The sequence below is a fragment of the Geodermatophilus sp. SYSU D00708 genome (genome assembly GCF_054050115.1).
This window is the reverse complement of the sequence record NZ_JBJGYS010000002.1, coordinates 52196-78637: the sequence shown is the minus strand read 5'-3', so window position 1 is coordinate 78637 and position 26442 is coordinate 52196. Positions and strand designations below refer to the sequence as shown.

The window sequence follows — 26442 nt, the reverse complement described above, 5'->3', positions numbered from 1 at the left end:
GGACCCGCCCCACGGGCGGGGAGCTGGCGGGCGGGGCGCGCCCGAGGAGGACCCCGGGGCCCCGCCCACGCACAGGATGCGATGGACTCCGGGGTCTCGCAACAGATGTCTAGGACGTCATGTCCGCCCCGCCCGGGCGCGCGGTCGTAGGGTCGCGGGGTGGCGTCGGAGTACCGCGAGGTCCGGCCGGCCGCTGCCGCCGCGGCCCTGGTGGCCTGCGTGTGGGAGCAGCGGGCGCCGGGCGGCCACGTGCAGCTCGTCGTCCCCGACGGCTGTCTCGACGTCATCGCCGGAGCCGGCGGGGAGCTGGTCGTCGCCGGGGCCGACACCGGCCCGCGCCTGGTGGACCTCCCTCCGGGGACGGTGCTCACCGGCGTCCGTCTCCGGCCCGGGGCGGCCGGCCCGGCGCTGGGGGCGTACGCCGCGGAGCTGCGGGACCGCGAGGTCGACCTCGCCGACCTGTGGGGGGACGCCGCCCGGCGGCTCGCGGCTCCCCTCGCGGAGGCGGACCCGGCCCGCCGTCGCGCGCTGCTGCTGGCGGCCGTGCTGTCGCGGCGGGCCGGCCCGGACCCCCTGGTGGCGGCCGCCGCCCGGCTGCTCGCGCGGCCGCAGGCGCGGGTCGCGACGGTGGCCGCCGAGCTGGGGGTGACCGAGCGCCGGCTGCACCGGCGGACGCTGGCCGCGGTCGGCTACGGCCCCAAGATGCTGGCCCGGGTGGGGCGGCTGGCCCGGCTGCGGGCCCTCCCCGCCGGCGACCTGGCCGGCCGGGCCCTCGCCGCGGGCTACGCCAGCCAGGCGCACATGACCGACGACGTCCGCCGGCTCACCGGCACCACGCCCGTCCGATTCCTGGAAGACGCCGCCCCGACCGCTCCCTAGCGTGCGGTCCATGGCCATCGACGTCCCAGCAGCCGAACGGTTCGTCCTCGACACCGCCCGCCTGCTCGACCGGCACCGTCTCGCCGTGCTGCTGCACAAGGCGCCCGTCGAGCCGGTCCTCACCGCCCTGCGTGCCTACCGCAACCCCGACGGCGGGTTCGGCCACGCCCTGGAGCCCGACGTCCGCGACCCCGCCAGCCAGCCGGCGGCCCTGCTGCACGCGCTGGAGGTGTTCGACGAGGTGGGTGCGCTGGACGACCCGATGGTCGCCGGAGCCGCCGGGTGGGCGGCGCGGACCGCCCGCCCCGACGGCGCGCTGCCGTTCGTCCTCCCGAGCGCGGCGGCCTGTCCGCACGCGCCCTGGATGGCGCCGGACGACGGCCCGTCGTTCCTCACCTTCGCCGTCGTCGCGCTGCTGACCCGCGCCGGCCGGGACGACGCCTGGCTGGCCGACGCCACCGCGTGGTGCTGGTCGCGGGTCGAGGGTCCCGCGGAACTCGGCGCCTACTGGGTGAAGTTCGCGCTGGACTTCCTCGACGCCGTCCCGGACGACGACCGCGCCCGCGCCGCCGTCGAGGGGCTGCGCCCGGCGATCGGGCCCGACGGGACCATCGCGGTCCCCGGCGGGACGGCCGACGAGCGGCTCCTCCCGGTGGAGCTGTCGCCCCGGCCGGGCCTGCGCAGCCGCGCGCTGTTCACCCCCGAGCAGGTCGACGCCGACCTCGACCGGCTCGAGGCCGAGCAGCGCCCGGACGGCGGGTGGGGGTTCTCCTGGCTGGCCTGGTCCGAGGGCCAGCGGGTCGAGTGGCGGGGTGGCGTGACGCTGCGCGCGCTGGAGACGCTCGCCGCGCACGGCCGGCTCCCGGCGACGGGCTGAGCCGCTCTCCTTGTCCCGGCCCCGGCGACCTGGGCAGACTCCGCACGCCCGGGATCCCCCCACGACGGAGTGCGGAGAAGACCGTGTCCGACGATCTCGCCTACACCCCTGCCACCGAGCTCGCCGCCCGGATCCGGCGGCGCGACCTCTCCCCGGTCGAGCTGCTCGACGCCGTGGTCGACCGCATCGAGGCGCGCAACCCGAGCCTGAACGCGCTGGTGTTCACCGCGTTCGACGAGGCCCGCGAACGCGCGCGACAGGCCGAGCGGGCGCTGGTGTCCGGGGAGGCCCTCGGTCCCCTGCACGGGGTGCCGACCGCGCTCAAGGACCTGTTCGACTTCAAGCCCGGCTGGCCGGCGACCTTCGGCGGCATCCCCGCGCTGCAGGGCTTCAGCGTCCCTGCCCACTGCACGTACGCCGAGCGGATGGAGGCCGCCGGGGCGATCCTCGTCGGCAAGACCAACAGCCCGGTCATGGGCTTCCGCGGGACCTGCGACAACCCGCTGTTCGGCCCGTCCCGCAACCCGTTCGACCCGACGAAGAACACCGGCGGCAGCTCGGGCGGCAGCGCGGCCGCCGTCGCCGACGGGCTGCTCCCCCTGGCCGAGGCCACCGACGGCGGCGGCTCCATCCGCATCCCGGCGTCCTGGTGCGGGCTCTACGGGTTCCAAGGGCTCCTTCGGCCGGGTGCCGCAGGTCTCCCGGCCGAACGCCTTCGGTGCGGTCAACCCGTTCCTGTTCGAGGGGGCGCTGACCCGGACCGTGGACGACGCCGCCCTGGCCCTCGACGTCCTGGCCGGCTACGACGACCGCGACCCCTTCTCGCTGGACGAACCCTCCGGCTTCGCAGCGGCGACCCGCCGGTCGGTCGGCGGCTGGCGGATCGCCTACAGCCCCAACTTCGGCGGCTTCCCCGTGGACCGCCGGGTCGCTGCCGTCGTCGCCGACGCGGTGCGGGTCTTCGAGCAGGCCGGCGCCGTCGTCGAACAGGTCGACCTCCGCTTCGACGCCGACCAGCGCGAGCTGAGCGACCTGTGGTGCCGGCTGATCGCGCCGCTGAACATCGAGGGCCTGGAGGGGCTGCGGGACCAGGGCGTCGACGTGCTCGGCGAGCACCGCCACGACCTCCCGGCGGAGTACCTGCGCTGGATCGACGAGGGCTACCGGCTCAGCGCGATGGACGCGCTGCGCGACCAGCGGATGCGCACCGCCGTCTACGACCGGGTGCAGGAGGTGCTGCGGACCCACGACCTGCTGGTGACCCCGACCCTGGCCGCCCTGCCGGTGGACAACGCCACGGACGGCAACACGGTCGGCCCGAGCCGCGTCGAGGGCGTCGACGTCGACCCGCTGATCGGCTGGTGCCTCACCTACCCGGTGAACTTCACCGGGCACCCGGCGGCCTCCGTGCCCGCCGGGGACGTCGACGGGCTGCCCGTCGGCATGCAGGTCATCGGGCGGCGCTACGGCGACGCCGACGTGCTCGCCGCGAGCGCGGCGGTCGAGCGCCTCCGGCCCTGGGCCGACAGCTACGCGCGGTGCGCCGCCCGTCCCCTCCACTGAGCCACGAGCCGGGCCTACGACGGGGAGCGGTCGGCCTTCCCGTCGAGGCGCAGCACGGTGGACTCGTCCCGGTGCGACCCGCTGCTGCCGACGTGCCTGTCGCTGATGACCGGCCCGTTCTTGAGCACCGAGTAGAAGGCCATGGCGTGGCCACGCCCCAGGCCGTGGTCGTCCTTCAGCCAGGCCACGACCTCCCCGGCCTTCGTGGTCGGACCGAAGCCGCGGGCGGCGGCCAGGTCGAGCAGTTCCTGCGGCGTCCGGCCGGTCTTGTCCTCGATCGCGTCGAGGTAGGCCTGGAACGACATCGGCTCTCCTCCCGGTGGTCAGCGGTGTCGAGGTCAGGACGGTGGCCGGCGGGAGAACTCATCGCCGCGTCGTTCCGGGGGTCGGATCTGTTCCGGTGGGGTAGTCCCCGACCTCCCGCACACCGACTGGGAGGAGCACGACATGGACGTCGGAGGCTTCGCGGACAAGGCGAAGGACGCCCTGAACAGCGAGCAGGGCGAGCAGCGCAGCGACCAGGCGCTGGACAAGGCCGAGCAGTTCGCCGACGACAGGACCGGCGGCAAGTTCGACCAGCAGACCGACAAGGCCGGCGACCTGGCCGACCAGCGCATCGGCCAGCAGGACGCCGACGGCGGCGCCTGATCGGTCCGGGCCGGCGGGTGCGGCGACGTCCGCGCCCGCCGGACCGCGCACCGGGCCCGCGCACCGGGCCATTGCCACGGCGTGCCGCCGGTTGGAGGCTGCCCCCACGGTTCCCAGCCACGGAGGCGCGCCATGCCGGCACCGAGCGACCACGAACTGTTCGACCTGGGAGACCTCCCCCTCCAGTCCGGAGGCACGCTGCGCGGCGCGAAGCTCGCGTACAAGACCTACGGCACGCTGGCCGAGGACAGGTCCAACGTCATCCTCCACCCGACCTGGTTCAGCGCCTGGCACGACGCCAACGAGTGGAGCATCGAGCCGGGCCTGGCCTGCGACCCCGGGCGGTACTTCATCGTCGTCCCGAACCAGCTGAACAACGGGCTCTCGTCGTCCCCGAGCAACACCCCGCCCCCGTTCGACGGGCCGCACTTCCCGCCGGTCACCTTCTACGACCAGGTCGAGGCCCAGTACCGGCTGCTCACCGAGAAGTGGGGCATCGAGTCCCTGGAGCTGGTCCTGGGCTCCTCGATGGGCGCCGGGCAGACCTACCAGTGGGCGGTCAGCCACCCGGAGATGGTCAAGCGGGCCGCGCCGATCGTGGGCTCGCCGCGGACCAGCGAGCACAACCAGGTGTTCCTGAAGAGCCTGCGGGCCACGCTGACCCTCGACCCCGCTTTCAAGGACGGTCACTACACCCCGGACGCGCTGCCCACGGCCGGGCTGCGCGCCTTCGCCCGCATCTACGCCGGCTGGGGGCTGTCGCAGGCGTTCTACTGGCAGCAGGAGTACCGGCAGATGGGCTACTCCACGCTCGAGGACTTCCTCGTGGGCTTCTGGGAGGGCTTCTGGCTGGACGGCCGGGACCCGAACAACCTGCTGGCCATGCTGTGGACGTGGGAGAACGGGGACGTCGGCAAGACCCCGGGGTTCGACGGGGACACCGAGGCGGCACTGCGCTCGATCCGCTGCCCGCTGGTGTCGATGCCGGCGCGGACCGACCTGTACTTCCCGCCCGAGGACGAGCAGTGGGCGTCGCAGTTCATCCCGAACGGCCAGGTCCGGGTGATCGACACGATCTACGGCCACTTCGGCGGGCTCGGGGTGTACGGCCCGGACAACCAGTTCGTCGACAAGACCCTGCGCGAGCTGCTGAGCACCCCCGTCTGACGTCGGTCCCCGCTGCCACGATGGCGCGGTGCTGTTCGCCGACGTCGTCGCCGTCTCCGCCGCGGTCGCGGCCACCCGCTCCCGCACCGCGAAGGCCGCGGCGATCGCCGACCTGCTGCGCCGCGCCCACGCCGACGACGTCGCGCCCCTCACCGCCTGGCTGGCCGGCGAGCCCCTGCAGGGCCGGCTCGGCGTGGGCTGGCGGACCCTCTCGCGGCAGGTGCACGACCCTGCGCCGCAGGCGTCGCTGACCGTCGGCGCCGTCGACGGCGCGCTCACCGAGCTGGCCGCGACCTCCGGCCCGGGGTCGGCGGCCCGCCGCGAGGCGGCGCTGGCCGGCCTGTTCGGCGCCGCCACCGACGACGAGCAGCGGTTCCTCGTCCGGCTGCTCACCGGCGAGCTGCGCCAGGGGGCGCTCGAGGGTGTCGTCCTCGACGCGGTCGCCGCGGCGGCCGACGTCCCGGCCGGCGACGTCCGGCGGGCCTTCATGCTGTCGGGCGGCCTCTCCACCACCGCCGCCGCGGCGCTGGCCGGCGGGGTGGACGCGCTCACCGCGGTGCGCCTGCAGGTCGGCCGTCCGGTGCGGCCGATGCTGGCCAGCCCGGGCTCCTCGCTGGACGCCGCGCTCGCCGACCTCGGCGAGGACGTGACCGTGGAGTACAAGCTCGACGGCGCCCGCATCCAGGTGCACCGGGACGGCGACGAGGTCCGGGTGTGGACCCGCACCCTGCGGGAGGTGACCGCCGGCGTGCCCGAGCTGGTCGAGCGGGTGCGCGCGCTCCCGTGCACCGCGGCCGTCCTCGACGGGGAGACCCTCGCGCTGGACGACGACGGCCGGCCGCGCGCCTTCCAGGACACGATGAGCCGCTTCGGCAGCGAGGTGAGCGGGGAAGCGGCAGAGGCGGAGGTGCTGCTCAGCCCGTTCTTCTTCGACGTGCTCCACCTCGACGGCCGCGACCTGCTCGACGAGCCGCTGCGCGTGCGCCTCGACGCCCTGGCCGGGCTGCTGGCCGCCGACGAGCACGCGCCGCTGCGGATGCCCGGCGTCCGCCGCCCCTCCCCCGGCCAGGCCGCCGAGGTGCTCGACGGCGCGCTCACGGCCGGCCACGAGGGCGTCGTCGTCAAGGCCCTCGACGCCGCGTACGCTGCCGGCCGGCGCGGCCGGGCCTGGCAGAAGGTCAAGCCGGTGCACACCCTCGACCTGGTCGTGCTGGGCGCCGAGTGGGGGTACGGCCGCCGCTCGGGGAAGCTGTCGAACATCCACCTCGGCGCCCGCGACCCCGACGGCGGCGAGCCGGTCATGGTCGGCAAGACCTTCAAGGGCATGACCGACGAGCTGCTGGACTGGCAGACGCGGACCTTCCCGGAGCTGGCCCGGGAGCGGCCCGGCTGGGGGGTGCTGCTGCGGCCCGAGCTCGTCGTCGAGATCGCCCTGGACGGCGCCCAGCGCAGCCCCCGCTACCCCGGCGGCGTGGCCCTCCGCTTCGCCCGCGTGCTGCGCTACCGCCCGGACAAGACGCCGGCCGAGGCCGACACGATCGACGCGGTGCGCGCGCTGCTGGCCGGCGGCTGACGGACCGGCGTCCCACGGTCTCCCGAGCCCGACCGGGTCAGTGGGCGGCGCTGGAGCGGAGCGCGGCGCCGCCGTACTCGCGCAGGTGCGTCACCGCCAGCACCCGGGTCATCGGGTACAGCTCGACGTCGGCGTCGTCGGTCAGCTCGTCCACGACGGTCAGCCAGCCCGGCGGCCCGAACCGGACCACCCGGCCGGGCAGCTCGACCCGTCCCCCGGGGTCCTCGGCGTCGCGGACCACGACCCGCGCCTGGTACAGGTGGCGGTCGTTGACGGTGGTGATGTCCATGCCGTCACCCTCCTCGCCTCAGCCGCCGGCGAGAGGTCGCGGCGCGATCCTCAGCGGCGGAAGAACAGCCGGATGGTCGTCCCCGTGGACCCGGTGCGGACGGCGACGTCGTCGGCGAGGCTCCACGCGAGCCACATCCCCCGCGCGGCGCGCGGGTCGTCGTCCGGCGGGACGTAGCCCAGCGTCTCGTCCCGCAGGCCCGGCCCGGCGTCGGCGACCTCGACGACGAGGGCGTCCGCGTCGGTCCAGGTGGCGACCGACGCGAAGGGCGCGACGGCCAGCGCGTTGGCCACCAGTTCGTGGCCGGCCGCGACGACGTCGTCGCACCGGGCCGACCACCCGTCCCCGGCGGCCACGAGCAGCCGGCGGGCCTCGGCCGGGCTGGTGACCGCGACGGCGGGCGCCCCGGCGGGCCGCTCCCGCCAGGCCGGCTGGGCCGACCGGAGGAAGTGCCGCGGGTCCTCGAACGCCGCGGCCGCCACCGGCGTGGAGCCGCCCCACGTCAGCGGGTGGGTGCGGGCGACCGCGTCGAGCACCGCGGGGGCGAGACGCTGCCGGTCGTGCAGGCACAGGCTGTAGTACGGCATCGCGGTGTAGCAGCGGTTGGCGACCGCCTCGAAGCGGCTCCACTCCCGGCCGTCCTCCGCGGCCAGCCAGACCGGCTCGGCGGCGAGCCGCCAGGTGGGCACCGACGCCCGCAGGGCACGCAGGTCCCGGTCGTAGGCGTGCAGCGTGCGGTGGCCGCCCTGCCACCAGTCCTCGGCGGCGGTGAAGGACGCCAGCCGGTCCAGGTCCGGGCCCAGGTGCTCGGCGAGCACGGTGCGCACCCGTTCACCGGCGACGACCAGCACCGGCTCCCCGCGGGAGAGGCCCTCCAGCGCGAACGGGACGACCCGGTCCACGACCTCCTGGTCGGTGCTGAAGGTGAAGCCCTCGTGGGCGAAGGTGGTGCCGTCCCAGTCGCCGGTGGGGCGCAGCACGGTCACACCGGCACCCCCTCTGCGTCAGCCGGCGCGGCCGCGGACCCGCGGGCCGCCGCCACGGTCGGTCGGTACCGACGCTACCCCGCCGTCCCCCGGGGAGGCGGGACGGCGGTCAGGCGGCGTCGGCCTCGCCGGGGTGGGCCCGGGGCTCGGCGGCGCGGTCGGTGTCGACGGGAGCTGGGGCGTCGCGGCGGGAGCGCAGGTCGGCCAGGTGCCAGGCGGTGCAGTCGTCGCAGCTGGCGATCCAGACCGAGCGGGAGTGACGGGAACAGGGAGTGCGGTGGGGCATGGGTCTTCCTCTGGTGGCCGGGAGCCCCGGCCGGTGGGTGGACCTCCGTGCAACACCGGCGCGGGGCCGGTTCATCCGGGTGTGCGCCGGACCACCGGGGCGCCTTCTCGGCACAATGGGCACCGTGACGGCAGACGCGACCGCGGGGACGAACTGGGCGGGCAACTACACGTACGGCGCCCGGCGCCTGCACCGGCCGGCGACCGTCGAGCAGGTGCAGGAGGTCGTGGCCGCCGCGCCGCGCGTGCACGTGCTGGGATCCCGGCACTCCTTCACCGGCATCGCCGACTCCGCCGAGCTGATCTCGCTCGAGGCGATGACCAGCGGGGCGACGCTGCCCGCGCACATCGACGTCGACCCCGAGGCGCGCACGGTCTCCCTCGGCGGCGGCGTGAAGTACGGGGAGCTGGCAGACGTCCTGCGCGACGCCGGCCTGGCCCTGCACAACCTCGCGTCCCTCCCGCACATCTCGGTCGCCGGTGCGGTGGCCACGGCCACCCACGGCTCCGGGATCACCAACGGCAACCTGGCGACCGCGGTCGCGGCGCTGGAGCTGGTCACCTCCGACGGCGAGCTCGTGGGGTTCGCCCGCGGTGAGCCCGACTTCGACGGCGTGGTCGTCGGGCTGGGCGCGCTGGGTGCGGTCACCCGGCTCACCCTCGACGTCGAGCCGGCCTACGAGGTGGAGCAGCGGGTGTTCGAGCGGTTGCCGTGGACGGCGCTCACCGAGCACTTCGACGACATCGTGTCCTGCGGCTACAGCGTCAGCGTCTTCACCGGCTGGGGCGAGGACGTCGACATGGTGTGGGTCAAGTCCCGCGTCGACCGGGACGTCGTCCCCGAGGGCGACCTGTTCGGCGCCGTCCCCGCGACGGTCGACCGGCACCCGGTCATCGGCCTGGACCCCGCGCCGGCCACTCCGCAGCTGGGCCGGCGCGGGCTGTGGTCCGACCGCCTGCCGCACTTCCGGATGGGCTTCACCCCCAGCGCCGGCGACGAGCTCCAGTCGGAGTACCTGGTGCCGAGCGGGTGCGCCGTCCCGGCGCTGGAGGCGATGCGGTCGCTGGCGCCGCGGATCCGGTCGCTGGTGCAGGTCTGCGAGGTCCGCACGGTGGCCGCCGACCGGCTCTGGCTGAGCATGAACCACGACCGGCCCAGCGTGGCGTTCCACTTCACCTGGCAGCCGGCCCCCGGACCGGTCGCCGAGCTGCTGGTCGACCTGGAGCGGGTGCTCGAGCCCTTCGCGGCCCGGCCGCACTGGGGCAAGCTGTTCGCGGCCGACGCGGCGGCGATCGCCGGGCGCTACGAGCGGCACGCGGACTTCGTCCGCCTGGCCGAGCGGCTGGACCCGCGCGGGGCCTTCCGCAACGACTGGCTGGAGACCCACGTCCTGGGCTGACGCCGGTTACTCCGCCGGGACGGCGCCCGCCCGCGGGTCGAGGTGGGCCAGCGCCTGCCGCAGTTGGACGCGGCCGCGGTGGATGCGGCTGCGGACCGTGCCGAGCTTGATGCCCAGGGTGGCCGCGATCTCCTCGTAGGTCAGCCCCTCGATGTCGCACAGCACCACGGCCACCCGGAAGTCGGGCGGCAGGGCGTCCAGCGCCGCCTGCACCTGCGGGTCGAGGTGGGTGTCGGCGTAGACCTGCTCGGGGCCCGGCGCGGTGCCCGGCAGCCGCTCGGTGTCCTCGGGCAGCGCGTCGAACCGGATCCGCTGCCGGCGGCGCACCATGTCCAGGAACAGGTTGGTCGTGATGCGGTGCAGCCAGCCCTCGAAGGTGCCCGGCGAGAAGTCCGCCAGCGAGCGGAACACCCGGATGAACGTCTCCTGGGTGAGGTCCTCGGCGTCGTGCGGGTTGCCCGAGAGCCGGTAGGCCAGCCGGTACACCCGGGCGGAGTGGTCGCGCACGACCTGCTCCCACGTCGGCGTCACCCAGCCCTCGGGCTCGGCCGGCGCGGCGACGGTCGACAGGTCAGCGGTACTCACGGTAGGGGCCTCCACCACACGGTCGGCAGGTCTCCCCCGCCCGGTGGTCTCCCGGGCCGACGCGCCGGACCTGGTGGCAGGTCGTACTGACGACGCAGCGTGGAGGGGTACTCCCCTACGGCGTCCATCCTACCGTGGCGCCGGCGGCGGGGGTGCCCGGCCCGCCGCGGGCGCGTCCGCGGGGTCAGCGGACGGTCCAGCGGAAGTCGACCACCGTCCAGGTGACCCGGACCTCCGCACCGGCGGCCCACGTCGGCTGAACCCGGCTCACCGGCTCGGGCCGGGCCGGTCGCCCCGCGGTCGCCAGGCGGCGCACGACCCCACCGACGACCGCCGAGACGACCGCGTACGCCGAGACGCGGAGCACCGGCCCGCTCGTCAGGATCCGCGCCACGGGAACACGGCGGACAACGGCGAGAGAGCGCCGCCCGGTCCCTCCCGGTCGGGATGGCAGGGGCAGGACCGGCCCCGGGGAGGGCACGAGCTCGCCGGAGCCGGTCGCGTCGTGCGCCATGTGCCCTCCCGGTTCAGCAGACCTCGAGCACCCGGGCTCTGGCCTCGTCGCGCGCGTCGTCGTCGACGCCGACGGTGCGGCGGGCGGGGGCGGTCCGGGGTCCGCGCCGGGCGGCCCAGGTGCCGTAGCCACCGGTCGCGGTGACGACGGCGCAGACCACGACGTAGCCCCACAGCCACGGGTCGGCCGGGTCGAGATCCGCCCGGTAGCGCGCCAGCACCACCAGTTGGAGCGCACCGAACAGCGTGTAGGTCACCGCCGGGACCAGCAGGCGGGACAGGTCGCGCTCCCGGATGACCAGGACCGCGCCGACGCCCAGCGCGACCAGCCAGGCACCGATCACCTGGCTGCTCAGCGGCATCACGTCCCACGGCCAGAACCGCGTGACCGGCTCCGAGTGGTGGTGCACCGTCAGGCCGCCGAGGAACAGCACCGCGCCGGCGGCGGCCAGCACCGCACCCTGGGCGGCCAGCAGGCGGGCCAGCCACCGCGGCAGGGGCCGGCCGACGTGCCGGGCCGGCCCGCGGCCGACCTCCTGCAGCACGACGACGGCCGCGCAGGCGACCGGCACGACGAGGTAGACGCCGAACCACACCCACGCGGCGAACCGCCCGGCCTCCTCGCCGTGCACCAGGTGCATCCGGTGCGTGTGGACCAGGGTGGCCACGAGGGTGAGGGCGGTGAAGACCCCGACGGTGACGACGGCGACGCGGATCTCGTCCCAGCGCCGGCGCCGGAGGGCCAGCACGGACAGCACCGTGCCCGACGCGTAGGCCGCGCCGAGCCACGCCGCGGTGACCTCCATGGCGATCGACCACGCGAAGGCCTCCCGCGCCCGCTCGGGCCAGACCAGCAGCGTGACGACGGCGAGCAGGGTCAGCCCCGTGAACGCCCTCAACAGCCACCGGGTGCCGGTGCGGACGTCGGACGCCGAGGGGTCGGCGCCGGTCCGCAACAGTGGGTCCGCCTCCGGTGCGACGCGGGGAACCGCGGCCATGGGAGTCCCTCCGGGAACGGGTGTGGTGCTCCCAGGGTGGCCGCGGACCGGGCGCGGCACATGACCAGGACGCGTCGTCTTCGGCGTGGGCGGCGCATGGTCAGTTCTGACCATGCACCGCCGGCTCGCTAGGCGCGACGGGCCCAGACGGACGCGCCGTGCCAGTCGATGGCCTGGACCGTCTCGTCGCCGACGACCCACGCGTCGTGGCCCGGCGGCAGGGAGACCACGTCCCCGGGGCCGCAGTCGAGTTCGGTGCCGTCGGCCATCACCACGTGCACCCGGCCCGCGACCTGGTACTGCTGGTGCGGCGCCTGGCACAGCTCCGTCCCCGCCACGGGCTTGACGTGCTCGGACCAGCGCCAGCCGGGCTGCAGGGTGATCCGGCCGATCTGGGCGCCCCCGGACAGGTTGACCAGTTCCATCCGCCAGTTGTCGCCCTCCCGGACCTCGTCCGGTCGGTCGAAGCTGGCGTGCTCCAGGGGCTGGGTGGTGGTGTCCATGGCTGTCCTCCCGTCGACTCTTGTCCGGGCACCCCCGTTGTCCTCGCGGGCCCCGCGCCGGTCAACGGGAACCGTCCCGACCCGCAGGCCGCGGGCTCCTTGTGCGCCTCCCCGGAGGCGCACGACACTCGGGCTCCGCCGCTCCACGACCGCTGCTGCAGGCGGCGCTCGCGGTGCCGCGGAGGACCGCGACGACAGGAGACGCGAGGATGCAGCCCTTCGACCCCGACCTCTCCCCCGACGATCTCGACGGCGAGAACGACTCCGGCGTGCTCGACCCCGAGGACTCCCTCGACGACCGTGGCGTGGACCCCCTCGACGAGGGCTGGTCACCGGCCGAGCGCCCCTGGGCCGTCGCCGGCTGGGGCACCACCGGCGAGGAGGAGTCGGCCGGTGAGGGCCTGGAGCGCCGGCTGGCCCGCGAGGTGCCGGAACCGGCCGACCCGGACGGCGACCGCTGGGGCGACGGGCTGGGCGACGCCTCCGACACCGACGGCGAACTGCTCGACGAGGAGGTCGGCGGCGCCCGTGCCGGGCGACTCGTCGAGGGCGAGGGCACCTCGTGGGACGCCGAGGACGAGCTGGTCGCCGCCGACCGCGGCCGCGCCGGCGGTGCGGCGTCCGCGGAGGAGGCCGCCGTCCACCTGGTGGCGGAGGAGGACCGCGACGATGCCTGAGCCGACGACCACGGAGGACACCGTCGTGCAGCTCGACGAGTCCTTCTTCGCCGATCCGCACGCGGTCTTCGCGACGCTGCGCGAGGACCGGCCCGTGGCGCGGGCCCGCACCCCGATCGGCCTGCCGGTCTGGCTGGTGACCCGCTACGACGACGCCCGCGCAGCGCTCGCCGACCCCCGGCTGTCCAAGGACGGCGCCCGGTTCGCCCAGGTGCTCGACTCCTCCCCCGTGCCGCCGGAGCGCCGGACGGTGTTCGCCCGCGAGCTGACCCGGCACATGCTCAGCTCCGACCCGCCCGACCACACCCGGCTGCGCAAGCTCGTCGGGCGGGCGTTCACCGTGCGGGCGGTCGCGGCGCTGCGTCCCCGGATCGAGCAGATCGCCACGGAGCTGGCCGACGCGATGGCCGCCGGGCCCGCGGAGACCGACCTGCTCGACGCCTTCGCCTTCCCGCTGCCGATGAGCGTGATCTGCGAGCTGCTCGGCGTCCCCGACGCGGAGCGCTCGGCGTTCCGGACGTGGTCGAACACCCTGCTCTCCTCCGACGACGCCACCGACGAGCGCACCGCCGCCGCGGTCGCGATGGCCGGTTACCTCGCCGGCCTCGTCGCCGACAAGCGCGCCCACCCCGGGGACGACGTCCTGTCGGCGATCGTCGCCGCCTCCGAGGACGCCGACCGGCTGTCGGCCGAGGAGACGGTGTCGATGGCCTTCCTGCTGCTGGTGGCCGGCCACGAGACGACGGTCAACCTCATCGGCAACGGGGTGTACTGGCTGCTGCGCTCCCCCGACGCCCTCGCCCGGCTGCGCGCCGACCCCGACCTGACCCCCCGGGCGGTCGAGGAGTTCCTCCGCTTCGACGGCCCGGTCGACCTGGCCACCTTCCGGCACACCACCGAGCCGGTCGAGATCGCCGGCACGACGATCCCCGCGGGCCAGGTCGTCCTCGTCGCGCTCGCGTCGGCCAACCGCGACCCCGGCCACTACCCCGTCCCCGACCGGCTGGACCTGGACCGGGACACCAGCGGCCACCTGGCCTTCGGCTTCGGCCTGCACCACTGCCTCGGGGCTCCGCTGGCCAGGCTCGAGGGCGACGTGGCGTTCCGGACCCTGCTCGCCCGCTTCCCGGACCTGGCGCCGGCCGCCGACCCCGACGGGCCGGCCTGGCGGCCGAGCATGCTCATCCGCGGGCTGACCCGGCTGCCGGTGCGGCTGCGCGGCTGACCGGCGGTCCTACGGTGCGGCCGGGGTGACCAGGCCTCGGCCGCCGTCGACCGTGAGCTGCTGCCCGGTGGTGATCCGGGCGGTCGCACCGGGGACGCCGACGACCGCGGGGATGCCGTACTCGCGGGCGACCACCGCGCCGTGCGAGTTGGGCCCGCCCATCTCCATGACCAGCCCGCCGGCGGTGAGGAACAGCGGTGTCCAGCCGGGGTCGGTGGAGGGTGCCACGAGGATCTCCCCGGGTGCCAGGAAGGCGCCGTCGGGGTCGAGCACGACCCGCGCCGGGCCGGTCGCCGTCCCGGCCGAGGCCGCGGTGCCGCGCAGCGCGCCGTCCGCCTCGGCCACCGGCACCGCCCGGGCCTCCGGCTCGCTGCCGTCGCCCAGCAGCACCCGGGGCACGTGCCGCCGCGCCATCTCCCGGTCGTACGCGCGGCGCCGCTCGACGACGAGGTCGCGCACGTCCCGCCCGTCGAGCGCGGCGGCGACCTCGCGCAGGCCGAGGAGGAAGACGTCGTCGGCCCGGTCCAGGACCCCGCCGGCCGCCAGCTCCGCGCCGACCGCCCGCAGCTGCTCCCGGGCCCGGCCGAGGACCAGCACGATGTCGTACTTGGGCAGCTCGCGCAGGCCGGCCAGCTGCCGGGTGCGGTCCAGGGCGAGGCCGACGACCCGGCCGCGGACGGGGCCGCGGTGCCGGGCCCGGGCGGTGAGCGTGGCGACGGTGTCCTCGGCCTCCGCGGCGCTGCGGGCGAACACCGCGTCGGGGGCGGCCGCCGGGTCCTCCAGCCGCAGGTAGTTGGCGAGGACCCCGAGGACGTGGGTGGGGTCGTCGGCCCAGCGGGGCACCCCCAGGTCGATCTCGGCCACCGCGCGGAACCCGTAGCGGTTGAGGAATCCGCGCAGCCCCTCCTGGAGCGCCGCGGGCAGGACGCCGTCCCGGTAGCCGGCGGCGAGCTCGGCCGGCGGTGTCGCCCGCAGAGCACCCGCGGCGTCGGCGTCGGCGCGGACCGCCGTCGCCAGGTGCCACAGCGCCAGGTCCATCTCCGTGGTCACGTTGTGCGGCAGTCCCCGCAGGACCGTCGCGAGGTCGCCGGGCCGGACGTCGGGCCCGAGCAGCTTCCCGGCCAGGCCGAGCAGCGCGAACCCGGTGGCCACCGGTGGGGCCATCCGCGGGGCCAGGGTGCCGAGGGAGTCGCCGAGGAGGGCGACGACGGCGTCCAGCCGCTGCCGCGCCGGGGCGCCCTCCCCCGGCAGCGGGCGCTCCCGCAGACGGGCGCCGAGGCGGTCGAGCCGCCGGCGCGCGGCCGCCGGGCGGACGACGGCCTGGGCGACCTGCAGCGGGACGCCGTACCGCGCCGCGATCCAGGCCAGCCGGCGCACCACCGGCCCCCAGCCGTGGACGACCGACAGCCGCGGGTCGTCGAACAGCCCGCGGAGGACGGCGGCCGACCGCGATTCCATGACGTCGAGCACGCGCGGGAAGACCGCCCGCCCGGCGGAGCTGCGCAGGACGAGGCCGACGTCGAGGAACAGCCGGCCGGCGGCGTCGCCGACCCGCGGCGGGCCGGCGACCGGGTCGGCCGGTGGGTTGCCGGAGAGGCGGGCGACGGAGGAGGCGACGACCCGCAGCGCCGACAGCCCCATGGGGGTCAGCGGCCGGGTGAGCCCCTGCGCGAGGCTGAAGCAGAACCACACCCGCAGGCCGCCGTCGGCCGGGCCGCCGTCCGGGACCGGGAACAGGGTGGTGATCGGGCGGGCCTGGGTGAGCCACAGCGTGCCCGCCGCGTCGATCGCCCACTCGGTGTCCTGCGGCCGGCCGTAGTGCTCCTGCACGCGGTTGCCCAGCCGGACCAGCGCGCGCAGCTGCTCGTCGGTGAGACACGGCGCGGTCGCCGCCGGCTGCGCCACGGTCTCCGTGCCGCCGCCGGGCCGGGGGCGGACCACCAGCCGCTTGTCCCCCAGCCGCTGCTCGAGGACGGTGCCGGTGGCGCTGTCGAGCACGACGTGGTCGGGGTCGACCGCGCCGCTGACCACGGCCTCGCCCAGGCCCGGGCTGGCGTCGACCACGGTGTGCCCGCGGGCGCCGGTCACCGGGTCGGCGGTGAACAGCACGCCGGCCACCGCGGCGTCGACCATCCGCTGCACCACGACCGCCAGCCGCACGCCGGCGGGGTCGACCCGGTTGCGCAGCCGGTAGACCACCGCCCGGTCGGTGAACAGCGACGCCCAGCAGCGGTGGACGGCGTCGAGGACGGCGTCGGTGCCGACCACGCCCAGGTAGGTGTCCTGCTGGCCGGCGGCGCTGGCCGACGGCAGGTCCTCCGCGGTGGCCGACGACCGGACCGCCACCGGCTCGGACTCCCCCAGCTCGCGCAGCGCGGCGGTGACCGCGTCGGCCACCGAGCGGGGCATCGGCATGGCCAGGACGCGGTCGCGCGCCTCGCGGGCCAGCGCGGTCGCCGCGGCGGAGTCGTCGACCGGGGTGGCGGCCAGCCGGCGGACGACGTCGGCGAGGCCCGCCGCGGCGGCTACGTCGTCGTAGGCGTGCGTGGTCACGCAGAAGCCGTCGGGCACCGGCAGCCCCGCGCGGAGGAGCTCGCCGAGGTTGGCCGCCTTGCCGCCGGCCAGCGACAGCGACGACGCGTCGAGGTCCCGTAGCCGCACGACGACCGGGGAGCCGACCACCGGGGAGCCGGTCTGCTGCGGTGCTGCACCCATCGCGACGTCTCCCGCCGTCCGCACCGGTGGAGCGAGGAGCGGACGCTACTCCGGATCCGGCCCGGCGGGCAGGATCCCCCCGACGCCCAGGCGAGGAGGACCGGTGCAGGACGGGATCGCGGTCGTGACGGGTGCGGGCAGCGGCATCGGGGCGGCCACGGCCCTGGCCCTGGCCGACGCGGGCTGGCGGGTGGTGCTGGCCGGGCGGCGGCCCGAGCCGCTGGCGGCGGTGGCCGCCCGCGGTCCGGCGGGGCGGCTGCACCCGGTGCCCACCGACGTCACCGAGGAGGGGTCGGTGCGGGCGCTGTTCGACGCGACGGTCGCCGACCACGGGCGGGTGGACCTGCTCATCAACAACGCCGGCCGGTCGGCTCCGGAGGCCGAGGTCGACGCCGTCCCCTTGGACGTGTGGCAGGCGGTCGTGGCGGTGAACCTCACCGGCACGTTCCTGTGCACCCGCGAGGCGTTCCGCGTGATGCGCGCCCAGCAGCCGCAGGGGGGCCGGATCGTCAACAACGGCTCGATCTCGGCGCAGGTGCCGCGGCCGATGTCGGCGGCGTACACGGCCACGAAGCACGCGGTCACCGGGCTGACGAAGTCGACGTCCCTGGACGGGCGGCCGTACCGCATCGCCTGCGGCCAGATCGACGTGGGCAACGCGGCGACCGAGATGACCGAGCGGATGGCGGCCGGCGTCCGCCAGGCCGACGGCAGCGTCCGGCCCGAGCCGCGGATGGCGGTCGAGGACGTGGCGCGGGCCGTCGTCTACATGGCCGGCCTGCCGTTGGACGCCAACGTCGCGAACCTGACCGTGCTGGCCACCGCGATGCCCTACGCCGGGCGGGGATAGACCTCCCCCCGGGCGGCGGGTGAGCAGTACGGTCCGCGCACTCCCGAGGAGGTGCGATGGCCGATCCGCTGTGGACGAAGGGCGCGGGCGAGCTCGCGGGGTTGATCCGCGCCGGCGAGGTGTCGTCGGTCGAGGTCGTCGAGGCGCACCTGGCGCGCATCGACGCGGTCAACCCGGCGCTCAACGCCGTGGTCGTGGTGCTCGCCGACGAGGCGCTGGCGGCGGCCAAGCTCGCCGACGAGCGGCTCGGCAGTGGCGCCGAGGTGGGGCCGCTGCACGGGGTCCCGGTGACGGTCAAGGAGAACATCGACGTCGCGGGGACGCCGACCACCAACGGCGTGGTCGCCCTCGGCGAGGCGGTCCCGCCGGCGGACGCCCCGCTCGTCGAGCGGCTGCGCGGCGCCGGGGCGATCGTCCTGGGCCGCACCAACCTGCCCGACATGGGGCTGCGCATCTCGACCGACTGCAGCCTGCGCGGGCTGACCCGCAACCCGTGGCACCCCGACCGGACCGCGGGCGGCTCGTCGGGCGGTGAGGCCTCGGCGCTGGCCTCCGGCATGTCACCGCTCGGCGCCGGCAACGACATCGGCGGGTCGCTGCGCAACCCCGCGCACTGCTGCGGCATCTCCTCGCTCAAGCCGACCAGCGGCCGGGTCCCGCACGCCACCGTGCTGCCGCCCGAGGACGGGCCGCTGTCGTTCCAGCTGATGGCGGTCAACGGGCCGATGGCGCGCGACGTCGCGGACGTCCGGCTGGGCCTGCAGGTCATGAGCGGCCCGGACCGCCGTGACCCAGCGTCGGTGCCCGCGCCGCTGACCTTCCCCGACTCCGGTGGCCCGGTGCGGGTGGCGGTGGTGCCCGAGCCGCCGGGCGGCAGCACCGACCCCGGCGTGGCCGACGTGGTGCGTCAGGCCGCGGCGCACCTGGCGGCCGCCGGCTACGAGGTCGAGGAGGTGACGCCGCCGGACTACGAGGCCGCCGTCGAGCTGTGGCACGCCTGGCTGTTCACCGACCTGCGCACGCTGCACCCGGTGCTGTCGCAGGTGATGGGGCCGGTCGCCCGGCAGTTCCTCGACGACGCCCTGGCCACCACACCGCCCCTGGACGTGGACGGCTACGTCGCGTCGTTCGTGCGCCGCCGGCAGGTGGCCCGAGCGTGGCTGGAGTTCTTCGAGCGCTACCCGGTGGTGCTCACGCCGATCTGGTCGCAGCCGGCGTTCGCGCACGGTCGGGACGCCGACGACGTGCCCGCCGCCCTGGAGCTGCTGCGGCCGGTGATGCCGGCCAACCTCCTCGGCCTGCCCGCGGCGGCGACCCCCGGCGGCCTGGCCGACGGGATGCCGGTCGGTGTCCAGTGCATGGCCGCGCCGTTCCGGGACGACCGCGCGCTGGACGCCGCCGCGGCGATCCAGGCCGCGGTCGGTGTGCTCGGACCGGTCGACCCCTTCGTCAACGGCGGCTGAGAGCTCTCAGCCCACCGCCTCGCACCCGCTCGGAGGAGGTGGAGGCGGCACCTGCGGGAGGGCGGCGAGCACGGTCGCCGCGTCGTCGGCGCCGAGGACGACGGTGATGCCGTCGACCGCGGCCGGCTCGGCGGGCACGCCGAGCGCGTCGGCCACCTGCTGTGCCCGGTCGCCCTGACCGTCGGCGTACCGGACGACCGAGGTCGGCAGGGCCGGGCCCTCGACGACGGAGCCGGCGACCTGGCCCGCAGCGGCCAGCGCGGCGGCGACCTCGTCCGCGACCCCGGTGCCCGAGGCGTCGACGACGTCGACCGGCACGGGAGCGGCGCAGTCGGTGGCGGGGATCCCCGGCGTCTCGGGGGTCGGTGCAGGAGTGTCGGGGGTCGGCGTGGGCGTGGGCGTGGGCGTGGGCTCCGGGGCCGGGGCCGGGGCCGGCTCGGGAGCGGCCGGCGGATCCGGCGTCGGCTGCTCGTCCGGGGCGGGCGCCTCCTCGGGCACGGACTGCTCGTCCGGGGCCGGCTCCTCCTCGGGCACGGACTGCTCGTCCGGGGCCGGCTCCTCGGGCACCGACGTCGGCGGCTCGGCCGGCGGCGTCTCCTGCGACGGCCCACTGTCAGGAGCCGGCGTGTCCGCCTCGTCCGCCGGCGACTCGTCCGCCGGCGACTCGGGCGCCGGTGAGTCGGGCGTCGGTGACTCCGGCGCAGGCGTGGACGGGTCGTCAGGAGCCGGTGTCTCAGGAGCCGGGGCTGATGGGTCGTCCGCCGAGGGCTCGGCCGGCGGCGTCTCCTGCGACGGCTCGCTGTCGGGGGCCGGCGTGTCCACCTCGTCCGCCGGCGTCTCGGGTGCCGGCGTGGACGGCTCGTCCGCCGACGCCTCCCCCGCCGGCGTCTCCGGCGCCGAGGACGGGGGCTCGCCGTCCGCGGGCGACCCGGACTCCGGCGTGGACGGCTCTGCCGGTGGCTCCGCGTCCGGGGCCGGTGCCTCCGGCGGCGCGGCGTCCGGGGCCGGCACCGCGTCCGACGGGGGCGCGTCGGGAGCCGGGTCGACGTCCTCCGACGGGTCCTCCGGAGGCGCCGCGAGCACGGTCACGTCGGGCGGCTCGGCCGGCGGCGGGGCCTCCTCGGGCGGCGGCGCCTCGTCCGGGGGCGGTGCTGGGGCCTCGGGTGCGGGGGCCGGATCGACAGCGGGCGGCGGGCCGGGGTGCGCAGGCTCGATCGGCGGCGCGGGCTCCGGGACCGGGACGGGCAGGCTCGGCACCGGCGTCCCGGCGTAGGTGGCGGCCAGCGCCAGGACCGTGGCCACGTAGGTGTTCGAGTGGTTGTACGCGAACACCGCCCGGGCCTGGCCCGCGGGCCCGGAGAGGTTGCCGCCCGCGGCGCAGAGGTACCGGGCCGCCGCGGCCGCGGCGTCGTGGACGTCGAACGGGTCGCGTCGGCCGTCGCCGTCCCCGTCGCTGCCGTAGCGCGCCCAGGTGGACGGGATGAACTGCATCGGCCCGACGGCGCGGTCGAAGCGGGCATCGCCGTCCAGCCGCCCCGCGTCGGTGTCCAGGACGACCGCGATGCCGGGGCCACCGGCCAACCGCAGGCCGAGGATCGGCGGCGTCGAGCGCCCGTCGGTGTGCAGCACGGCGCCGCCGAAGCGGCCGTGGTTGGACTCGACCCGGCCGATGGCGGCGAGCAGCGACCAGTGGAGGTGGCACGCCGCCGGGCTCGCGGCGGCCGCGGCGGTGTACGCGTCCAGGGCCGTGGCCGGGATCCCGCCGGCCGCCAGTCGGGACGCCGGGCCGGTCGCCGCGGGCCGCTGCTCGGGTGCCGCGGTCGGGACCGACGGGGCCGGCGACGGTTCCGGGGGCGGCTGCGGGGCGGGGGCGGGTGGGGACGCGGGAGCCGGCCGGGGCGGGACCGCGGACGGTGCGGTGGCCGACGGCGCGCCCAGCAGCTGGATCCGTGCGACCAGGGGCGATCCGACCGGGTCCGGCACGGACGGCGCGGCGGAGGGCTGCGGGTGGGCGGCCGGGGTCACGACCAGCGCAGCAGCCACGATGGCCGCAGCACTCCCCCAGCGGAACCTGCGCGCTCTGCCGGCGCTCATCCCGCTGTCCCCGTGGAACCGTTCCGGCGGACCTGCCCCGGCCGCATCGGCTCAGCGGCCCGGACGCGGCGGGCCGGAGGCTCTCGGCGGGCTGGGGCTCCCGGTCATGGCACCTCCTCGGCCGACGGTCGGTCCTGGAACGACCACCGGCAGGTACTCCCGAGTGTCACCCAACCCCCGCGGGTCCGCATCCGTCAGGGCTGAACGTCCCGGAGCCGGAACTGCGGACGGCCGTAGGTGCCGCTCAGGGACGCCACTCCGGCCGGTAGTCGTGGTGCTGCGCGTAGGGCATGGCCAGCAGGGCGAGGGTGAGCGCGGCGAGCTGGTGCTGGTCGGTCGGGGTGAGCGGGAAGTCCGCCATCCCCCGCGGCCGGGCACCGAGGAAGTGCAGGTCGGGCCGGGCGTCCCGGCAGGCGAGGACGAGCCGGCGCCGGGCGGCGCACTCGGCGAGGACCCGCGCCGGGTCGAACCGGGCGGCGTGCTCGGCTCCGCCCTGCGGGAACCCGGCGGCGTCGTCGACGTCCCAGTCCTCCTGCCCGCTCGCCGCGGCGGCTTCCGCCGCGATCCGCTTGTCCTCGGCGATCCGGGCGAGCACGAACTCGTCCAGGTTGGGTTCCCGGTCCGGCTCCAGGCCCGACTCCGCGTCCACGTCCCCATCCTGCCGCCGCCCGGGATCGCGTGCAGGGACGCGGCAGCGCTCCGGCGGACGGTGGAGATCCCCAGAACCGCCGGCCACGGACGGCGAGCGCCAGCCGAGACGCCCGCCCAGACCACCCGCAGCCAGACCGGAGGTCGATGACGAGTCGACGCGCGGCGTACTCGCCCTTCCTCGGCACGTCCGAGGTCGACCAGGAGGAGAACGAGTGGTGGCTCCGTCGGGAGATCTCACTCATCCAAACCTGCTGGCCGAGCGCGGCGAGACCGACAAGCAGACGATCGGTGAGGACCTGGGCCGCAGCACTGGGGGCCGACGAGGTTCAACCCGGCCCTGAAGGTGGGCGTCGAGCGGAACGCCTACGCAAGGTCGGCCACCACCAGTACGCGCCGAACTGAGCCCCGGCCGTCGGGGGCGCCGCCCCTTCACCGGGTCGGCTCGTCGATTCGTCGACGTGCCGACCCGGCGACTGGTCACGCCCCAGCCGCCGGTGAGCCGCGCGGCCGCCCCTGCGGTGGCCGGTCACGCCGCGGCCACGAGACCGGACGAGCCTTCGAGCTCGGGGACGACGCGGTCACCCGAGCCGGTGCTCGACTTCTCCGCGAACGAGCGCTGCAGGCACCGGTGCTCCGCGTGCATCCAGCGCGACGCGCCTCGACCGGCTGAAGGCTCTCGTGCAGGCCGAGCTGACCGCGCGGGACGCGGCCGCGGCCGACCGGCGCCGGAAGGATGCCGAGCGGGGGGCGAACGTGGTGGTGCGCCCGGTCGGGGACGGCATGTCCGAGCTGGTGGCCACGATGCCGCACGAGCTGGCCACCGCCTGCCGGGCCGCGGTCGACGGCCTGGCCCGGGCGGCCAAGTCCGCCGGTGAGGACCGGCCGCTGGGCATGCTGCGGACCGGTGCGCTGGCCGACCTGGTGCTGCGCCCCTGGGACGATCGGGAGCCGATCACCGCGCAGCTGACCGTCACCGCCCCCCTCGACGCGCTCACCCCCGCCCGCTTCCTCGCGCACAGCGGCCCGGCGCCGGCGGCGTGGGCGCGCCCGCAGACCGACGACGACGGCAACGCCGGTGCGCCGGCGTGGTCGCGGTGCCGGCGCCGACCGGCGAGGTCGACGGGCAGCCGATCACCGCCGCCCACCTGCGGGAGCTGCTGGCCCAGCTGGACGCGGTGTGTCCCGGCGGACTGCAGGCCCCGGCCGGCGGCACGCTGACCGTGGCGCTCACCATCGCCGCCGGTGGGCTGCTGGCCACCACCACCCGCGCCGAGCTGCAGCGGCTGGCCCGCCGCGGCTGCCCCACCCACCCCACCGACGGCACAGGAGCCGGCGACTGCGGCTGTGCGCTGCTGGGCCGGCCCCCGGCGACCGACGGCTACGCGCCCACCGCGGCCCAGCGCCGCTGGCTGCAGGCCCGCGACCGCACCTGCCGCCACCCCGGCTGCGCCACCACGGCCGGCCGGGCCGACCTGGACCACGTCACCCCGCACTCCTGCGGCGGGCAGACGTCGTGCGAGAACCTGTGCTGCCTGTGTCGGCGCCACCACCGGCTCGAGACCTTCGCCCGCGGCTGGGCCTACGCCCTGACCCCCGACGGCGTCCTCACCGTCACCACCCCCAGCGCCGTGACCAGGGTCAGCCGACCGCCAGGCACCGACCGGCCCGCACTACCCCTCACCGGACCCCGCGTCCTCGCCCAACCCCCACCACAGCCACCCGCGCCCGACCCCGCCGACGACCCCCCACCCTTCTGACCCGACCCCGGCATGCCCCACGGCGACCACGCACGCCGCGGGGCTCGGTCACGCCCGCCGCCCGGCCCGGTCCCGCACGCCGAGGGGCTCGGTGACGTGTCGCCGCACCCGTCGTAGGCCCCGGACACCCCCCCGGCGCGCGTCCGGTCGGTTCCGCCCATGGCCGGCCACGCCCCGGACGCGATCGATGGGGCGTGAGCGTGGTCTCCGCGCACGACGGAAGAAGTCGCATATGGTTGCGTTCTACAACTGGCGGCGTTGGCGAGCACGGCCCCCGCCCGCCCCTTCCCGAACGCGCACCGGCCGCCGGCCGGAACCTGCGGAGGACCCAGCATGAGCACGACCCATCGGGCCGAGCGGACGGCGGTCGACGTCCCCAAGGCCGACGACGTCCCCATGAGCAAACGGCAGACCCTCGAGGCGCTCAGCGGACTGCTGCTGGCGCTGTTCGTCGGCCTGCTCAGCACCACGATCGTGTCCAACGCGCTGCCCACGATCACCGCCCGTCTGGAGGGCACCCAGTCGCAGTACACCTGGGTGGTCACCGCCGCCCTGCTCGCGGCCACGGCCGCCACACCGATCTGGGGCAAGCTCGCCGACCTGACCAGCAAGAAGCTGCTGGTCCAGCTGGCGATCGTGGTGTTCGTCGTCGGCTCGGCGCTGTGCGGGCTGGCCCAGTCGATGGGGATGCTCATCGGCTTCCGGGTGCTGCAGGGCATCGGCATGGGCGGTTTGCAGTCGCTGGCCCAGGTCGTGATCGGCGCGATGATCCCGCCGCGCGAGCGCGGCAAGTACTCCGGCTACCTGGGCGCGGTCATGGCCGTGGCGACGGTCGGCGGCCCGCTGCTGGGCGGCGTCATCGTCGACACCTCCTGGCTGGGCTGGCGCTGGACCTTCTACGTCTGCGTCCCGTTCGCCCTCGTCGCGCTGGTCCTGCTGCAGAAGACCCTGCACCTGCCGACCCTGCGGCGGCCGGTGAGCATCGACTGGCTCGGCGCCACGCTGATCACCGCCGCCGTCAGCGACCTGCTGATCTGGGTCACCTTCGCCGGCAACGAGTTCGACTGGCTGTCCTGGCAGACCGCGGCCATGGCCGGCGGCGGCGTCGTCGCCCTGCTGCTCGTCGTCCTCGTCGAGAGCCGGGTGGACGAGCCCATCATCCCGCTGCCGATCCTGCGCGACCGCACGACGGCGCTGGCGATCCTCGCCTCGATCGCGGTCGGCGTCGGCATGTTCGGCGCCTCGGTCTTCTTCGGCCAGTACTTCCAGATCGCCCGCGGCTGGTCCCCCACGAAGGCGGGCCTGGCGACCATCCCGATGATCGGCGCGCTGCTGGTCGCCTCGACCGTCTCGGGTCAGCTGATCACCCGGTTCGGCAAGTGGAAGCGCTACCTGGTGGCCGGCACGCTGCTGCTCGTCGGCGGCATGGGCCTGCTCGGCACGATCGACCACACCACCGACTACGCCGTCATGGCCGGCTACATGGCGCTGCTCGGCCTGGGCGTCGGCATGTCGATGCAGAACCTCGTGCTGGCGGTGCAGAACACCGTCGACCTGCGCAGCATCGGTGCGGCCACCTCCGTGGTCACCTTCTTCCGCTCCATGGGCGGTGCGGCCGGCGTCTCCGTGCTCGGCTCGATCGCGGCCAACCGGGTGAGCGACCGCGTGGCCGAGGGGCTGGTGGCCATGGGCCTGCCCGCGCCCCAGGGCGGCGGCTCCGAGTCGCTCGACCTGGCCGGCCTGCCGGCCCCGGTGCAGGACCTCGTCCGGGGCGTGTACGGCGACGTCATCGGCGACGTGTTCGTCATCGCGGCGGTCATCTCCGCCGTCGCGGTGCTCGCCGTCCTGTTCATCCGGGAGGTGCCGCTGCGGCGGTCCAACGCCCCCGGCGCCGAGGTGCCGGCCGACACGCGGCCCGTGCCCGTCCCGGCCGCCGGGACCGCCGTCGGCAACGGGCACGTCGCGGAGGGCCGGCTGGTCCTGGGCCGCGTCCTGCGCGGCGACGGCCGGCCGCTGACCGGCGCCTCGATCACCCTCACCGACACCACCGGGCGGCAGGTCGACAGGGCCGTCTCCGGTGCGGACGGCGGGTACCGGCTCCGGCCGGCCGCCAGCGGCACCTTCCTGCTCATCGCGTCCGCCCCCCACCTGGCGCCGGACGCCGAGATGGTCGCCGTCGCGGAGTCCCCGGTGCGCCGGGACGTCGTCCTGGCCGGGAGCGGGTCGCTGCGCGGCACGGTCTGCGACGGCCGCGGCGCCGCGCTGCCCGACGCGCTGGTCACCCTCACCGACGCCGCCGGCGAGGTGGTGGCGAGCACGGCCGCCGACCCCGACGGGTCCTTCGCGTTCGGCGAGCTGCTCCCCGGCAGCTACACGCTCACCGGCCGGGCTCCCGGGCACCAGCCGGTCGCCGTCCCGGTCGAGCTCGCCGACGGCGAGACCGCGGTGCGCGCCCTCGTGCTGGTGGGTGGCGCCCGGCTCACCGGGGTGGTCCGCGCCGCCAGCGACCAGCGGCCGCTGCCCGAGGCGACGGTGACGCTCCTCGACTCCGACGGCACCGTGCTCGCCACCACGCACACCGGGCTCACCGGCCGGTACGCGTTCGAGGACCTGCGGCCCGGCTCCTACACCCTCACCGCCACCGGGTTCGCGCCGGTGGCCACGGCCCTGCGAGTGCCCGCCGGGACCGAGGTCGCGCAGGACGTGACCCTCGGCACCGCCCGCGGCTGACCCGTCCGAGAGGA

Annotated in this window: 24 protein-coding genes and 1 pseudogene; 14 read left to right on the top strand and 11 right to left on the bottom strand. The window is 76.2% G+C overall.

Annotated elements, in window-relative coordinates; all coding sequences use genetic code 11:
- Positions 1–159: 159 nt before the first annotated feature.
- The 4 genes and pseudogenes from ACI79D_RS02245 (at position 160) to ACI79D_RS02230 (ending at position 3319) form a co-directional block, all read left to right on the top strand.
- Positions 160–879, top strand: coding sequence for a DUF6597 domain-containing transcriptional factor (locus tag ACI79D_RS02245; RefSeq protein WP_456916668.1), 720 nt, complete (start codon positions 160–162; stop codon positions 877–879).
- 10 nt (positions 880–889) lie between these two features.
- On the top strand, positions 890–1756 hold the full coding sequence (locus ACI79D_RS02240; RefSeq protein ID WP_456916667.1) for a hypothetical protein: 867 nt from the start codon (positions 890–892) through the stop codon (positions 1754–1756).
- Positions 1639–2367 (top strand): annotated as a pseudogene (locus ACI79D_RS02235) (amidase family protein); the annotation flags it as partial. The gene ACI79D_RS02240 and the pseudogene ACI79D_RS02235, both read left to right, overlap by 118 nt.
- A 76-nt stretch (positions 2368–2443) precedes the next feature.
- A complete protein-coding gene (locus ACI79D_RS02230; RefSeq protein WP_456916666.1) occupies positions 2444–3319 on the top strand; it encodes an amidase family protein in 876 nt (291 codons plus the stop codon).
- A 14-nt stretch (positions 3320–3333) separates the two neighbouring features.
- Here the strand turns inward: ACI79D_RS02230 and ACI79D_RS02225 are convergent, their stop codons facing one another.
- Positions 3334–3624: a DUF4287 domain-containing protein gene (locus tag ACI79D_RS02225; protein WP_456916665.1), complete on the bottom strand. Its 291-nt coding sequence runs from the start codon at positions 3622–3624 to the stop codon at positions 3334–3336.
- Between the two features lie 142 nt (positions 3625–3766).
- On the opposite strand from ACI79D_RS02225, the gene ACI79D_RS02220 reads away from it, so the two are divergent.
- The 3 genes from ACI79D_RS02220 to ACI79D_RS02210 all read left to right on the top strand — a co-directional run bounded on the left by ACI79D_RS02220 (position 3767) and on the right by ACI79D_RS02210 (position 6707).
- Positions 3767–3967, top strand: a complete 201-nt coding sequence (locus tag ACI79D_RS02220) for an antitoxin (protein WP_456916664.1) — start codon at positions 3767–3769, stop codon at positions 3965–3967.
- A gap of 132 nt (positions 3968–4099) precedes the next feature.
- Positions 4100–5134 (top strand): alpha/beta fold hydrolase, encoded by a 1035-nt coding sequence (locus ACI79D_RS02215; protein WP_456916663.1) that lies wholly within the window; start codon positions 4100–4102, stop codon positions 5132–5134.
- Between the two features lie 28 nt (positions 5135–5162).
- On the top strand, positions 5163–6707 hold the full coding sequence (locus ACI79D_RS02210) for an ATP-dependent DNA ligase (RefSeq protein WP_456916662.1): 1545 nt from the start codon (positions 5163–5165) through the stop codon (positions 6705–6707).
- Between the two features lie 37 nt (positions 6708–6744).
- Here the strand turns inward: ACI79D_RS02210 and ACI79D_RS02205 are convergent, their stop codons facing one another.
- From ACI79D_RS02205 to ACI79D_RS02195, 3 genes are all read right to left on the bottom strand, one after another.
- Entirely contained in the window at positions 6745–6996 is a 252-nt protein-coding gene (locus ACI79D_RS02205) for a hypothetical protein (RefSeq protein ID WP_456916661.1), read from the bottom strand.
- A gap of 50 nt (positions 6997–7046) precedes the next feature.
- Complete coding sequence (locus ACI79D_RS02200) at positions 7047–7982, bottom strand: anti-sigma factor RsbA family regulatory protein (protein ID WP_456916660.1); 936 nt, start codon at positions 7980–7982, stop codon at positions 7047–7049.
- A gap of 109 nt (positions 7983–8091) precedes the next feature.
- Positions 8092–8268, bottom strand: a complete 177-nt coding sequence (locus tag ACI79D_RS02195) for a hypothetical protein (protein ID WP_456916659.1) — start codon at positions 8266–8268, stop codon at positions 8092–8094.
- Between the two features lie 124 nt (positions 8269–8392).
- On the opposite strand from ACI79D_RS02195, the gene ACI79D_RS02190 reads away from it, so the two are divergent.
- Complete coding sequence (locus ACI79D_RS02190) at positions 8393–9667, top strand: FAD-binding protein (RefSeq protein ID WP_456916658.1); 1275 nt, start codon at positions 8393–8395, stop codon at positions 9665–9667.
- A gap of 6 nt (positions 9668–9673) precedes the next feature.
- Here the strand turns inward: ACI79D_RS02190 and sigE are convergent, their stop codons facing one another.
- From sigE to ACI79D_RS02170, 4 genes are all read right to left on the bottom strand, one after another.
- Positions 9674–10252: an RNA polymerase sigma factor SigE gene (gene sigE, locus ACI79D_RS02185; RefSeq protein WP_456916657.1), complete on the bottom strand. Its 579-nt coding sequence runs from the start codon at positions 10250–10252 to the stop codon at positions 9674–9676.
- A gap of 184 nt (positions 10253–10436) precedes the next feature.
- Positions 10437–10646 (bottom strand): hypothetical protein, encoded by a 210-nt coding sequence (locus ACI79D_RS02180; RefSeq protein ID WP_456916656.1) that lies wholly within the window; start codon positions 10644–10646, stop codon positions 10437–10439.
- Positions 10647–10779: 133 nt separating this feature from the next.
- Positions 10780–11763 (bottom strand): hypothetical protein, encoded by a 984-nt coding sequence (locus tag ACI79D_RS02175; RefSeq protein ID WP_456916655.1) that lies wholly within the window; start codon positions 11761–11763, stop codon positions 10780–10782.
- Positions 11764–11891: 128 nt separating this feature from the next.
- Positions 11892–12266: a cupin domain-containing protein gene (locus tag ACI79D_RS02170; RefSeq protein ID WP_456916654.1), complete on the bottom strand. Its 375-nt coding sequence runs from the start codon at positions 12264–12266 to the stop codon at positions 11892–11894.
- Positions 12267–12475: 209 nt separating this feature from the next.
- Here ACI79D_RS02170 and ACI79D_RS02165 point away from each other — a divergent pair, with 209 nt between their 5' ends.
- Together ACI79D_RS02165 and ACI79D_RS02160 are read left to right on the top strand one after the other, a co-directional pair.
- Positions 12476–12943, top strand: coding sequence for a DUF5709 domain-containing protein (locus ACI79D_RS02165; RefSeq protein WP_456916653.1), 468 nt, complete (start codon positions 12476–12478; stop codon positions 12941–12943).
- Positions 12936–14168: a cytochrome P450 family protein gene (locus tag ACI79D_RS02160; RefSeq protein ID WP_456916652.1), complete on the top strand. Its 1233-nt coding sequence runs from the start codon at positions 12936–12938 to the stop codon at positions 14166–14168. Before ACI79D_RS02165 ends, ACI79D_RS02160 begins: the two co-directional genes overlap by 8 nt.
- A 9-nt stretch (positions 14169–14177) precedes the next feature.
- Here the strand turns inward: ACI79D_RS02160 and ACI79D_RS02155 are convergent, their stop codons facing one another.
- Positions 14178–16883: a PEP/pyruvate-binding domain-containing protein gene (locus tag ACI79D_RS02155; protein ID WP_456916651.1), complete on the bottom strand. Its 2706-nt coding sequence runs from the start codon at positions 16881–16883 to the stop codon at positions 14178–14180.
- 103 nt (positions 16884–16986) lie between these two features.
- Between ACI79D_RS02155 and ACI79D_RS02150 the strand changes: the two genes are divergently transcribed.
- Positions 16987–17733: an SDR family oxidoreductase gene (locus tag ACI79D_RS02150; RefSeq protein WP_456916650.1), complete on the top strand. Its 747-nt coding sequence runs from the start codon at positions 16987–16989 to the stop codon at positions 17731–17733.
- 56 nt (positions 17734–17789) lie between these two features.
- Positions 17790–19196, top strand: a complete 1407-nt coding sequence (locus ACI79D_RS02145; RefSeq protein WP_456916649.1) for an amidase — start codon at positions 17790–17792, stop codon at positions 19194–19196.
- 6 nt (positions 19197–19202) lie between these two features.
- On the opposite strand, the gene ACI79D_RS02140 is transcribed toward ACI79D_RS02145, so the two are convergent.
- Both ACI79D_RS02140 and ACI79D_RS02135 read right to left on the bottom strand, forming a co-directional pair.
- Positions 19203–21239: a lytic murein transglycosylase gene (locus ACI79D_RS02140; protein ID WP_456916648.1), complete on the bottom strand. Its 2037-nt coding sequence runs from the start codon at positions 21237–21239 to the stop codon at positions 19203–19205.
- A 295-nt stretch (positions 21240–21534) separates the two neighbouring features.
- Positions 21535–21939, bottom strand: a complete 405-nt coding sequence (locus tag ACI79D_RS02135) for a DUF6221 family protein (RefSeq protein WP_456916647.1) — start codon at positions 21937–21939, stop codon at positions 21535–21537.
- A 1087-nt stretch (positions 21940–23026) separates the two neighbouring features.
- On the opposite strand from ACI79D_RS02135, the gene ACI79D_RS02130 reads away from it, so the two are divergent.
- Together ACI79D_RS02130 and ACI79D_RS02125 are read left to right on the top strand one after the other, a co-directional pair.
- A complete protein-coding gene (locus ACI79D_RS02130) occupies positions 23027–23698 on the top strand; it encodes an HNH endonuclease signature motif containing protein (protein ID WP_456916646.1) in 672 nt (223 codons plus the stop codon).
- A gap of 333 nt (positions 23699–24031) precedes the next feature.
- The gene (locus ACI79D_RS02125; RefSeq protein ID WP_456916645.1) at positions 24032–26428 is read left to right on the top strand and encodes an MFS transporter; all 2397 of its coding nucleotides are present in this window, start codon (positions 24032–24034) and stop codon (positions 26426–26428) included.
- The last annotated feature ends 14 nt before the right edge of the window (positions 26429–26442 follow it).

Bases quoted from the DNA above. Each gene is read 5' to 3' on its own strand.
- ACI79D_RS02215 (WP_456916663.1), top strand. From the start codon at position 4,100: ATGCCGGCACCGAGCGACCACGAACTGTTCGACCTGGGAGACCTCCCC.
- ACI79D_RS02240 (WP_456916667.1), top strand. From the start codon at position 890: ATGGCCATCGACGTCCCAGCAGCCGAACGGTTCGTCCTCGACACCGCC.
- ACI79D_RS02195 (WP_456916659.1), bottom strand. From the start codon at position 8,268: ATGCCCCACCGCACTCCCTGTTCCCGTCACTCCCGCTCGGTCTGGATC.
- ACI79D_RS02205 (WP_456916661.1), bottom strand. From the start codon at position 6,996: ATGGACATCACCACCGTCAACGACCGCCACCTGTACCAGGCGCGGGTC.
- ACI79D_RS02220 (WP_456916664.1), top strand. From the start codon at position 3,767: ATGGACGTCGGAGGCTTCGCGGACAAGGCGAAGGACGCCCTGAACAGC.
- ACI79D_RS02160 (WP_456916652.1), top strand. From the start codon at position 12,936: ATGCCTGAGCCGACGACCACGGAGGACACCGTCGTGCAGCTCGACGAG.
- ACI79D_RS02145 (WP_456916649.1), top strand. From the start codon at position 17,790: ATGGCCGATCCGCTGTGGACGAAGGGCGCGGGCGAGCTCGCGGGGTTG.
- ACI79D_RS02170 (WP_456916654.1), bottom strand. From the start codon at position 12,266: ATGGACACCACCACCCAGCCCCTGGAGCACGCCAGCTTCGACCGACCG.
- ACI79D_RS02175 (WP_456916655.1), bottom strand. From the start codon at position 11,763: ATGGCCGCGGTTCCCCGCGTCGCACCGGAGGCGGACCCACTGTTGCGG.
- ACI79D_RS02155 (WP_456916651.1), bottom strand. From the start codon at position 16,883: ATGGGTGCAGCACCGCAGCAGACCGGCTCCCCGGTGGTCGGCTCCCCG.
- ACI79D_RS02165 (WP_456916653.1), top strand. From the start codon at position 12,476: ATGCAGCCCTTCGACCCCGACCTCTCCCCCGACGATCTCGACGGCGAG.
- ACI79D_RS02125 (WP_456916645.1), top strand. From the start codon at position 24,032: ATGAGCACGACCCATCGGGCCGAGCGGACGGCGGTCGACGTCCCCAAG.
- ACI79D_RS02225 (WP_456916665.1), bottom strand. From the start codon at position 3,624: ATGTCGTTCCAGGCCTACCTCGACGCGATCGAGGACAAGACCGGCCGG.